This is a genomic window from Clostridium celatum (assembly GCF_021412605.1).
GTDB lineage: Bacteria > Bacillota > Clostridia > Clostridiales > Clostridiaceae > Clostridium > Clostridium celatum.
The window spans coordinates 1-12,030 of record NZ_JAJKGM010000031.1 but is presented as its reverse complement, the minus strand read 5'-3'; the positions used below and the strand labels follow the sequence as shown (position 1 = coordinate 12,030).

The 12,030-nt window shown below is 26.4% G+C and carries 10 protein-coding genes and 1 other annotated feature; of the genes, 7 read left to right on the top strand and 3 right to left on the bottom strand.

The window, feature by feature from the left end:
- Positions 1–222 precede the first annotated feature (222 nt).
- Together LPC13_RS12235 and LPC13_RS12230 are read left to right on the top strand one after the other, a co-directional pair.
- The gene (locus tag LPC13_RS12235; RefSeq protein ID WP_005214333.1) at positions 223–1,032 is read left to right on the top strand and encodes an MBL fold metallo-hydrolase; all 810 of its coding nucleotides are present in this window, start codon (positions 223–225) and stop codon (positions 1,030–1,032) included.
- A 21-nt stretch (positions 1,033–1,053) separates the two neighbouring features.
- Positions 1,054–2,424 carry an MATE family efflux transporter gene (locus LPC13_RS12230; protein ID WP_005214331.1) on the top strand — a complete coding sequence of 457 codons (1,371 nt, stop codon included), beginning with the start codon at positions 1,054–1,056 and terminating at the stop codon, positions 2,422–2,424.
- Positions 2,425–2,824: 400 nt separating this feature from the next.
- Here the strand turns inward: LPC13_RS12230 and LPC13_RS12225 are convergent, their stop codons facing one another.
- The 3 genes from LPC13_RS12225 to LPC13_RS12215 all read right to left on the bottom strand — a co-directional run bounded on the left by LPC13_RS12225 (position 2,825) and on the right by LPC13_RS12215 (position 6,261).
- A complete protein-coding gene (locus LPC13_RS12225; protein WP_147576262.1) occupies positions 2,825–3,247 on the bottom strand; it encodes a hypothetical protein in 423 nt (140 codons plus the stop codon).
- Between the two features lie 502 nt (positions 3,248–3,749).
- A complete protein-coding gene (locus LPC13_RS12220) occupies positions 3,750–4,805 on the bottom strand; it encodes an IS1595 family transposase (RefSeq protein WP_221699043.1) in 1,056 nt (351 codons plus the stop codon).
- Positions 4,806–4,914: 109 nt separating this feature from the next.
- Positions 4,915–6,261: an MATE family efflux transporter gene (locus LPC13_RS12215; RefSeq protein WP_040419772.1), complete on the bottom strand. Its 1,347-nt coding sequence runs from the start codon at positions 6,259–6,261 to the stop codon at positions 4,915–4,917.
- Positions 6,262–6,341: 80 nt separating this feature from the next.
- On the opposite strand from LPC13_RS12215, the gene LPC13_RS12210 reads away from it, so the two are divergent.
- The 5 genes from LPC13_RS12210 (at position 6,342) to LPC13_RS17120 (ending at position 11,505) form a co-directional block, all read left to right on the top strand.
- Positions 6,342–7,160: a MerR family transcriptional regulator gene (locus LPC13_RS12210; RefSeq protein WP_005214321.1), complete on the top strand. Its 819-nt coding sequence runs from the start codon at positions 6,342–6,344 to the stop codon at positions 7,158–7,160.
- Between the two features lie 218 nt (positions 7,161–7,378).
- A complete protein-coding gene (locus tag LPC13_RS12205; protein WP_005214319.1) occupies positions 7,379–8,083 on the top strand; it encodes a hypothetical protein in 705 nt (234 codons plus the stop codon).
- A gap of 99 nt (positions 8,084–8,182) precedes the next feature.
- Complete coding sequence (locus LPC13_RS12200; protein WP_005214316.1) at positions 8,183–9,064, top strand: hydrogenase small subunit; 882 nt, start codon at positions 8,183–8,185, stop codon at positions 9,062–9,064.
- Positions 9,061–10,476 carry a nickel-dependent hydrogenase large subunit gene (locus LPC13_RS12195; protein WP_195244131.1) on the top strand — a complete coding sequence of 472 codons (1,416 nt, stop codon included), beginning with the start codon at positions 9,061–9,063 and terminating at the stop codon, positions 10,474–10,476. Before LPC13_RS12200 ends, LPC13_RS12195 begins: the two co-directional genes overlap by 4 nt.
- Positions 10,477–10,716: 240 nt before the next feature.
- Entirely contained in the window at positions 10,717–11,505 is a 789-nt protein-coding gene (locus LPC13_RS17120; protein ID WP_005214313.1) for a M15 family metallopeptidase, read from the top strand.
- A gap of 164 nt (positions 11,506–11,669) precedes the next feature.
- Positions 11,670–11,939 (top strand) — a binding site (T-box leader).
- Positions 11,940–12,030: the final 91 nt, after the last annotated feature.

The following is a 12,030-nucleotide window of genomic DNA, read 5'->3' as shown; positions in this document are numbered from 1 at the left end:
AAGCAATTTTTGAGAAAGTGTATCGATACGAATATAGTATAATAGTAATATTTAAGTAATTGCTCTATTCATGTGATAATTAGATATAAATTAAACAATAAATATTAATTTAGAAGTTAGATTAAATTAAATATTTATTAGTATTGATTTTGTAATTAGCAGAATTAATGTAATATATTATTTGATATGTAAGAAAATTTATACTGGAAAGAGGTACATAATATGAATGTGGAATTAATTATGTTAGGAACAGGTTCAGCTATGGTAACAAAATGTTATAATACCTGTTTTGCATTGAGAAATGATGAAGAATATTTCTTAGTAGATGCTGGTGGTGGTAATGGAATACTGGCACAATTAGAGAAAGCAGAAATTAGTTATAAAAATATTAAAGGAATGTTTGTTACTCATGGACATACAGATCACATAATGGGAGCCGTATGGATAATAAGAAAATATGCAGCTTTAATGAATGAAGGAAAATTTAAAGGTGAATTTAATATTTACGGACATAATGAAGTTGTTAATATTTTAAATACGTTAAGCAATATGATGTTAACTAAAAAGTTAGTAAAATTTATTGGCAATGGAATTAATATTTGTGAAGTTTGGAATGAAGATAAAATTGATGTTATAGGAATGAGTATAGAATTTTTCGATATTGAATCTAGTAAAGATAAACAATTTGGATTTAAAGCAATTCTTCCAAATAAAAAGACATTAGTTTGTCTTGGAGATGAACCCTACAATGAAGTTAATAGAAAGTATGTTGAAAATTGTGATTGGCTACTTTCAGAAGCATTTTGTTTATATGCAGATAGACACATATTTAAGCCATATGAAAAAAATCATAGCACACCTATTGAAGCAGGAAAGCTTGCAAAAGAACTTAATGTAGAAAATTTAGTTTTATATCATACAGAGGATAAAAAGCTTTCTCAACGTAAGAAGCTATATACTGAAGAAGCAAAGTCAGTATATAATGGACAAGTGTTTGTTCCAGGCGACTTAGAAAGAATAGAGATTCTGTAACTGAAAGAAAGGAACATAGCAGTGGATATAAAAGAAGTTTTAAATGCTAATATATTTAAAGTTTGGGCTAGGTTTATAATAGCATCTGTAGTTGGAGTAGTATTAAATACAATATATACAGTAGTTGATGGAATATTTATAGGACAAGGTGTTGGTGAAGTTGGACTTGCTGGTGTAAATATAGCATGGCCTGCTGTAACTCTTATTGTGGGAATTGGACTTATGATAGGAATAGGTACAAGTAGTATAATGGCTATTTATATGGGAAAAGGAAAAAATGAAAAGGCTGAAAAAGCTTTAGGAACTTGTATTAGTTTAATTATAATTATTGGAATTATAATTACTATATTAGGAATTACTTTTAGGAACCCCATAATAAAAATATTAGGGGCAACTTCAGATACTATGCAGAGTGCAACTGAATATTATACAATAATATTTATAATAGCAATACCATATATGTTTTCAACAGCATTAAATCCTATAGTTAGAACAGATGGAAGACCAGATTTATCAATGATGATGATTGGTGTAGGTGCTATAGCAAATATAGTATTAGATTGGTTATTTGTTATGAGGTTAGGATTTGGAGTAAAGGGTGCAGCAGTTGCTACAAGTGCAAGTATAGTAATATCAATGACTGTATCCTTATATCATTTTATAAAAGGAAAAGCTACTATAAAGATAAAAAGAAAAAATTTAAGGATAAATATAGAATTAGTAAAAAGAATATTTAAAATAGGATTTGTAAGTTTTGCAATACAAATATCATATGGAATTATATTATTAACACAAAATAGAACTATGTTTTTATATGGAAATACTGTAGATGTGGCTATATATACAGTGGCAACATATATAAATTGCTTTTTAGTAAATACATGTATGGGGATAGCACAAGGATTGCAGCCTTTGATTGGATATCATTATGGTGCCAAGAAAATAAAAAGGATGAATCAATTTGTTTATATAACAATATCTATATGTGTTGTAAGTGGTATTTTAGTTTATACAGGTATATTTATTTATGGTAGAGAAATTATTAGAATTTTTGGAGTAAGTCCTGAAAATATAGAATTTGCATATCGAATGATACTAATTTATTGTATTGGAAGCCCTTTTATAGGAACAATATTCACTATGAGTGGATATTATCAAGCAATAGGTAAAAATATTTATGCAAATATAATATCTATAGGAAGAGGATTTGTATTTCAATTTATATTTACAATAGTATTACCACCATTTATAGGAACTGTAGGGGTGTTTTTATCTTTGCCATTAGCAGAATTAATCACACTTATTATATTAGGAAGTATATTAATAATAGAAGTACGCAATAATACTATAGAAAATTTTAATGATACAAGAGAAGCTATAAATGTAAGATGATATAGGATTGATTTTTAAATAAAGAATATAATAAGGTTGATTTAGAAGGAGACTTAGATCCAGAAGGTGAAAAGTTAATTTGTAAATATGCAAAAGAAAAGTTAAATAGTGAATTTATATCCAAGGGATAGAAAAAGATTAATACCATAAGATTAAATTATAAAATTTAAGAGATTGAATCAAAATTACCGATTTAAGATATTGTGGTTGTATTTTGATACAATCTCTTATTTAACTATTGGCTTTGTTTTAAAATAATGTTGAAATAAGTATAATATAAAGGGATGTCCATCGGACATCCCTTTAAATCGCAATAGTTTAAAATTGTTCCTCATATCTACTAAATAAATTAGAGTATATTATAAAAAATAGAACCCTTGATAATATATTCTAATTATCTTTAATAGTAATCATTGTTTTCAGCAAGTATTTCTGGAGGAATTTCATTATTATAAATTTTTTTCATCAATAGAGAGTTTATTGATTTATTATATATATAAGTGGCTTCATCCCTTGCAGTTAAAAATCCTACAATCCTGATATTATATTGTATATTTTTGTTAATAACCTTAATTTCTTCTGGTTTTGAGAATAATACACCCATAGAGCCAAATGATAAAGTAAAACCTAAAGATATAATTACTGGAGTTAGAATTATAATATTTTTTAAGGCTACTACTTTACCGCTATTCTTCTTAATGCTTTCCTGGATGATTTTTATACTTATTATAAACAATAAAAGTATTGCTGAGATTAAATTAGCAAAACTAATTATAAGAATTATATATGAAACTGTTCCTTTAAAATAAATGTTATTATTCATAAATATATTTTCAATTATTATAAAAATTAAAGTTAATATATAGATACTTATTGTAATTCCTATATATATTTTTAAAAATAGATTAAATTTTAATGATAAATATTTATATATTTTAAACAAGATAAAACCTATAGTACATAAACATAGATTAATTAAAATCATATAAATTAGGTTTACTTTATATATATTTGTTATATTACAAATTATTTTCAATAGTGGTGATAATATCAATAAAAATCCCCAAGTTAAAACTGCAAATAGCATTTTTATATCTATTTCTTCGATTTCATATTTTTCTAATTTCTTTTTCATAGTTTCTCAACACTACCTCCATTTACTTTTACGAATAGTAATTTAATTCTTCTTTATTAGAGCTAATTAGCGAAAGTATTTTTTACTATTCTTAACCAGGTAACTTTTGGTCACAATATTTAACGATTGTTCATCAATCATTATATTAATTGTACACCAAAAACAGTAAAATTAAAATAAATTTTACCTTTTATACATATATTGGTCTTCTAATCTTAAAATCCTTTATTAAAGATACAGAATGTGTTGAATTAGCATGAACAAAGAATTTTTTAGGCTTATTTCTTTCCATTTCTGTTTTAAATAATTGGCTCCATTTATACCAGAATAAATAGTTAGTTAGGTATTTTGTTGAAACTCCATTGAATTTATTTATCCATCTTTTTAAACTGCTATGAAAGGCATTAACTCTTTGAATATTATAAATATCCACAGTTTTTCTTCCACCCCTAATTTGATGTAATTCAAAATTACGTTGAGCTGCAAAGGGGATATAGCTCCTATGCTTATCAGTACATAATATAGAATTCTCTTCAACAACATCTGATAGAGCCCTATTTATATCAGTATATTTAGGTCTACCATCACATATTAAACCAGTATAAATATTTCCTAATCTATCTACACCACACAACACACAGGCAAATTCCTTTGATATACCCCTTATATTTATTTCTTTGCCACGCTTTCTTGGTTCTCTTGGCATAGTAAAATTAGAACTTTTACTGTGATTACCTTTATAGCTAATAGCAAAGTAGGTTTCGTCCAATTCAATAACACCTTCAAGAGAGCCATAACCAATAAACTTCCTAATTGCGTCTATAATTTTATGTCTCCAAAAGAAAGCTGTTGCAATATTAATTTCAACTATTTCAGCACATTGCCTAATAGTATTGCCATTTACCATACATTGAGCATATAGTAACCATTTATCTATTCCCTTTTTGCTACTTGAAACAGGAGACTTAGAAAAGTCATTGAAAGTTTTTCTACACTCAGGATTCTGACATTTATATCTTTGTTTAACACCATTTTTGCCATGATATTTTCCATACTTAGATATTTTGTTATGATTGCAAAAAGGACAGCATTTTCCCTTATTAAATCTATTTTCAGTGATTTCTTTATTTACAGAGTTAGTAATTCCATTTGACATCAATACAACTTTCAAGAATTCAAATACCTTACCTTGCTCATATGTATTTAATTGTGAAACTTGCTGAATAACATTATTAACTCTTGGCATAAAAAACCTCCTAAATAGTAGTCATATTGTATATTATAACCATATTTATAGAGGTTAATCAAATTTCCACAGTTTATTAAAACAAAGCCTAACTATTAAATCTTAATATTTAATTAAGAACTAATTGTTTTTTGTACATATATTTTTCTTTATACTTATATACATAGAAAGCTCCTAAAAGTATAGTTATAATTTCAGAAAATGGAACAACAAGCCATACTCCGTTAATTCCTACTAGGTTTGGTAATAGTATAATACCAATAATAAATAGTATAAGTGTTCTCATTAAAGAGAGCATTGCAGATATTTTTCCATTAGAGAAGGCAGTAAACATACCTGTTATAAAAATATTAAAGCCAGTTAATAAAAAACTAAATGAAAAAATATTAAAGCCGTTTAATGAAATATTAAATACATCACTACCTTTGCTTGTAAAAGCTGATATTAAAAATTCAGATGATAATCTGGAAATTAAAAATGAAGCTATTGAAAATAAAAATACAATTAAAAAGCTATTTTTAACTAAACACCTTAATTGATTATTATTTTTGGCACCATAATTATAGCTTATACAAGGAGAGGCACCAGAAGTAAAACCTAAGTATACAGAGCATAATAAAAATTGAATATATAATATAATAGTTATTGCAGCAACGCCATCTTCCCCTAAAAGATTAATCATAACAATATTATAAACAAAAGTTGTTATAGCTGATGATAATTGAGTTACCATTTCAGATGAGCCATTAATACAACTATCTTTTATTACTTTAAAATCAAACTTTGGTTTTACAAAATGTAATAAATTATTTTTATTAAAAAAGTATAAGATTCCAACAAGTGATGGAATAGCATATCCAAGGCAGGTTGCAATAGCCGCGCCAGATACACCCATATTAAATTTAGCCATAAATATGTAGTCTAATACTACGTTTATAATTCCACCAACTACAGAGCTGATAAGACCAAGTTTAGCAACTCCTGCTGTTATTAAAAAATAATCAAAATACATTTTAAGAATTATACATGGTGTAAAAATTAACATAATAAGTAAGTAAGAATAACAGTCATTATAAAGAACTTCAGTTGAACCTAAAGCTAATATAATGTTTTTTATAAATAAAATACTTATAACTGCAATAATTAAACCACATATTAATGCACTTAAAGTAATAATTGAAAAATTCTCTCTAGCCTTTTTATTATTACCTTCGCCCATAGTCTTGGCTACAATAGCACTTCCCCCAGTGGCAAACATAACTCCTATTCCTATTAATAAGTTTATTATTGGAAAAACTATATTTATAGAAGATAAAGCATTTGAACTAACAAGATTAGATACAAATATTCCATCTATTATAGTATATAAAGAAAAAAACATCATCATTATAACAGTTGGTAAAGTTAATTTTATAAGAGATAAGAAAGTGATTTTTGTATCAAATAAATTTTTCATAAAGACCTCCATTTTAAAATAGTGATATACTGTATAGTAATGTATACAGTAACTGGATAGTCAATAAGGAGAGTTAAAATATGATTGAAAATAATAAAATTTATTTTTCTACAGGAGAATTTGCAAAGTTATGTCATGTAAATAAGAAAACATTATTTTATTATGATGAAATAGATTTGTTTAAACCAGAAAAAATATTGGAAAATGGATATAGATGCTATTCACATACTCAACTTGAATTATTAAGTGCAATATTTTCACTGAAGGATATGGGAATGTCACTTAAAGAAATTAAAGAATTTATAGATAAAAGAAATGCTGAAAATGTTATTAAAGTTTTAAAATATGAAGTTAGTCAATTAGAAAAAGAAATTTTAAAGCTTAAAAGAAATAAAGAAAGGCTTTTAAATAAAATTAAGATTATAGAAGAAGGTATAAAGTATAGTAATGAAATAATGTTAGAAGAACAAGAGGAAGAGTATTTATTGATAAGCGATCCTGTTGATAATACAAAGAAACATTATGATATTGAAAATTATATATCACATATAAATTATTGTTATGACAATGATTTAGGTATTGGTTATTCTGTAGGATCAATTATAAATAAGGAGAGGTTAGAAAATGAAAATTATTTAGAGTATAGTTATTATTTTACTAAGGTTAACAGGAATATTTGTGATGAAAATATAATAATAAAGCCCAAAGGACTATATGTAGTTGGATATTTACATGGGTATTATGATAAGGCTCCCAAATTATATAAAGAGTTAGTTGAATATATTAATAAAAATAATTTAATTATTATAGGAGATGCTTATGAACAAATATTAATTGATGAGGTTGTAGAAAAAAATATAGATGATTATGTAATAAAAATATCAATACAAGTAGCGTAAATAGAATGAAGTTATAACATCTTTATGTAAAACCATATTAGATGTTATTTTTTTATGGCTAAAAACGCTATATTTGTTCTATATTAATAATCTCTTTAGTAAAAAGAATAAATAATGCTATAACATGAGAATATGAAAAATATATATGTTGGACTTTGGATATTAAATAAGTCAAATCATTAGGATGAACATATTATAGTATATAAAATAATTTTTAGGTGAAAAAAGTGTTTGTAAGAAGAAGTAATGAGTTTATTATTCCAATAAAATATTTAGATATTTCTGAATTTGATATTAGTGAAGAAGCCTTTGATAGTAGAGAGAGTGAAAAAGATGCAAAAGATATTGAATTTAAACTTGAAAAAAAAGTGCGATATTTATTTTTTAAGCTAAGTGATTTAGTTAAAATATCTGAAAATGAGGACATATATTATATATGTGAAAGGGTTTTGGAATCAATTTCGTTAGTTCATGTAAATAATATACCTTGTTTTAAGGGAATTAAAGAAAAAGAAGTTAGTGAAATAGATGAAAAAAATTTTATTAAATATTGTTTAGGTAGTTTTAAAAAAATTTATGATTATCATGTAAATAAATTTAAATGTGATATAAATACTGAAAAAAATAATAAAACTTTAACGAAAAAGAAATTAGAAGTAAAACTTAAAAATATTGATAATGAAATAGAAGAATTGTTTGAGGAGCTATATGAAAAGGTAGGTTTTAAGAGTAATAAATATATATTAGATATTCATATATTTATGTTTACTAGTATATTAAATTTATTAATAGAAAATTTACCATGTTTTATAGAGGTGAAGAAGCAATTAAAAGAAACTGAGTTAAAGGCAATAATTAAGATGCATGTTATAAATTTTACTGAAGCATTTAATGAATGTAGTAAACAATTTAAGTGTTGGTAAGGTTATTTTAATAATTAGTAAAATACTTTAATTGGGTTTTAAGTTATATAAATTAAAATTAGAAATAAATTATTAGTAGTAATTTATTTGGGGTGAAATATGAAAGAGAGTTGTTTGAAGCAAACAAACCAAAAGGCAATTGATATAGCAAATAGAGCTATAGATGATGTAAAGACAGGGATTAAGAAAAAATTAAATGCAATTTGGTTAGAAACATCAGGTTGTTTTGGAGAAGTAATTTCATTACTAGATTCTGAAGAACCTGATGTTATTTATATGCTTAAAAGGTTTGTTAATATGCAGTTTTTTGGAAGTATAATGGCAGATGAAGGAGAGATAGCATATGAACGATTATTAGAGCTATTAAATGATGAGTTTGTTTTTATTATATGTGGTGCAGTACCTACAAAAGATAATGGATTATATACTACTATTGCAACATATAAAGGGAAAAAAGTAACTACTATGGAAGTAATTAAAAACTTAGCTGCGAAAGCAAAATATATTGTTACAATAGGAACATGTGCCAGCTTTGGAGGACCTACTGCGGCAAAACCTAATGAATCAGAGGCATTTAGCATTAGTAAATTTTTGAATAGGGAAGATGTTATAAATATACCTGGATGTCCAGCAAATCCAGTTTGGGTAATGGGGATATTAGGTTATTTAACTTCTATTGGAATACCTAAGCTGGATAATGAAGGAAGGCCAATAGATTATTATGGAGAAACTATACATGATAGATGTCCAAGAAGACGATTTTTTGATGCTGGTATTTTTGCAGAAAAATTTGGTGAAGAAGAATGCATGTTTATGATAGGTTGTAAAGGGCCTGTTACTTATGCATATTGCCCTGTAAGTAGATGGAATGGCACGGAAAATTGGCCTATAGGAGATAATACAACTTGTATAGGATGTGCAAGTCCAAATTTTCCTGATAGTATGGAGCCTTTTGTGAAATATGGGGGAGAGAATGTATGAGTAAAATAATAGTAGATCCATTAACTAGAATAAGTGGGACATTGGGAATAGAAGTTGAAATTAAAAACAATAAAATAATAGATGCGAAGGTAACAGGAAATCAATTTAGGGGTTTTGAATTAATGTTTAAAAATAGAGATCCTTTTGATATTATACGGCTTGCACCACGAATTTGTGGAATATGCTCAACCCATCATGCTTTAGCAGCAGCTTTAGCTATAGAAAATTCTATGAATATAACTCCAGACTTTAATGGAAAAGTAGTTAGAGATATAGCAAATGCTTTTGAATTTTTACAAAATCATATAAGGCATATTTACTTTTTTGTAATTCCTGATTATGTAAAAATGCTAAAAGTTAATCCTCTATATAAAGCTAAAGATGAACAATATGGGGATTATAGATTAAATGAAAATGATACAATAGTAATAAATGAGCATTATTTAGATGCAATAAAATATAGTAGAGAAGCTCATAAAGCTATTGGAGTTTTGGCAGGAAAGGCACCGCATTGTCATGGAATTTGGGTTGGAGGTGTAACTACTAATATTGATATTCAAAAATATGAATATATAAAATATAGTGTTTCAGTAATAAAATCTTTTATAGAAGAAAAGCTTATTCCAGATGTTCAGTTTATAGCTAAAAGTTATAATGATTATTTTTTAAAAGGAAAAGGGCATGGTAATTTAATGACTTATGGAATTTTTGATGAATATAGTGAACCTATAAAATACTCTACTCCTAAAGTTAGAATAAATAATATAGATAATAGTTTAGAACTAAAAAATATAACTGAGCATATAAACAGTACTTGGATTGAAGGTAATAGTTCTGAATTAATACCAGGAACAAATGTATATATTAAAGGAAATCCATTAAAAAAAGAAGCATATAGCTGGATTAATGCACCAAGATATAGTGGTAATCCTATGGAGGTAGGAGCATTAGCTAGGATGACTTTAGCAAAAGAATATACAAAAGGAATTTCAGTAATGGATAGAATAGTTGCTAAAAGTTTTGAAGCTAAGAAAATGTGTAATATAATTGAGGGGTTAATATCATTACTCAATCTTAAAAATGCATTTCAAAAAGAATGGATAATTCCAAAAAAATCAGAGGGAATAGGTATTATAGAAGCTGAAAGAGGGTCACTTGGTCATTGGATTTCTATAAATGATAGCAAAGTTTATAATTATACTGTAATAACTCCATCAGCGTGGAATTTATCGCCTATGGATAATAAGGGGATTAAAGGAACTGTTGAACAAGCACTTATAGGAATGGAAATTGAAAATACATTATCTCCAGTTGAAATAGGAAGAGTAGTAAGAAGTTTTGATCCATGCTCAAATTGTGCAGCTCATGTAGTTAGTGATAAATATAAACAGCTTTATATAAAAATTGTATAATAAAAGTAAAAGTGTTAATAATCTCATAATAAGTGTTATTTTAATAAAAGTAATTTTGATATAATTAACTGTATAAATTTTAATAGGACTTTGTAATTAATTTGTAAATAAATATATTAAATAATATAGTATACTTATGATATATTATACTTAATATTAAAAAGGGCAATCTATTAGCTTTATCTGGTAAACTTAATGTAAAAATAAAAAGTATTATGATAAAGAGAAGAAGATAGCTTAGTGGACATAAAGATAAAAAATAGATTAAAGAGGGATAAGGAAAAGAAAATGAAAAAGATTTTATTAGTTATAAGCGCTTTAGGCATATTGGTTATAGCAAATATAGTAAAAAATGATATTTTTAAGATAAATACTAATTTAAATAGATCTGTTGATGTAGTAACAGATAATTCAGTAGTGGCAACAACAAATAATTCATCAACAGGAAATAAAAAGGAGAATATTTTAAAGAGTAATAGTAATTTAATACTAGTAAATAAGGAGAACACCCTTGATGAAGAGTATGTACCTAGTGATTTAACTATACCTAATATACGATTAACTACAGCAGAGGATATGACTGAATATGTAAGAGCAGAAGTAGCAACAGCGCTTGAGAATATGTTTAATGATGCAGAAAAAGATGGAGTATATTTAATTGGAATTTCAGGTTATAGATCATATGATTATCAACAAACAGTATATGATAATAATGTAAAAAATGAAGGGGAACTTAAAACAAGTCAATATGTTGCAGTTCCGGGAAGTAGTGAGCATCAAACAGGTTTAGTAATGGATGTTTTATCAAATGAATATTCTTCATTAGATGAAGGATTTGAAAATACAAATGCTTTCAAATGGCTAAGTGAAAATATGAGTAATTATGGATTTATACTTAGATATCCAAAGGGTAAAGAAGAGATAACGGGGTATGAATATGAGCCTTGGCACTTAAGATATGTAGGTGTTGATGATGCTAAAGAAATAACTGAAAAAGGATTAACTTTAGAAGAATATTTACAACAATAGGTATAACTACTAAGTAAAAAAATTATATAAATATTTTTTATATATTGACAAAACTTAATAAGAGAATATAATTGATTATAAAAAGAGATTCCTACTTTTTTACATTAGTAGGTATGAATTTACTTTATTAAATTGAAGTTTTAGAAAGTAAATTTTAATTAATATTTAAAGCTTTGAAGAGAAAGAGTAGAATTAATGGAGTTTTATAGAGAGGTCCCGGTTGGTGAAAGGGGCAAAACGAGTTAATTTGAATACATCTCTGAGCAGCACTCCGAAAGATAACAACCAGTAGGCAGATGTCGTAATGTACACGTTATAGTGCTAGAGTATAACCAAAGGTTTATTTTATATTTTTGGCGTACTTGAAGAGGTTGTTATTGTGAAGTAATGATAAATTTAGGTGGTAACACGTGAGTATAGCTCTCGTCCTATTTGTATAGGATGAGGGCTTTTTTGTGTGTGCCCAGCATGGGCAACAACTTGACGGTGAAAGTCCGTTGTGGGCTTGGTAGTGGGAACCACTAG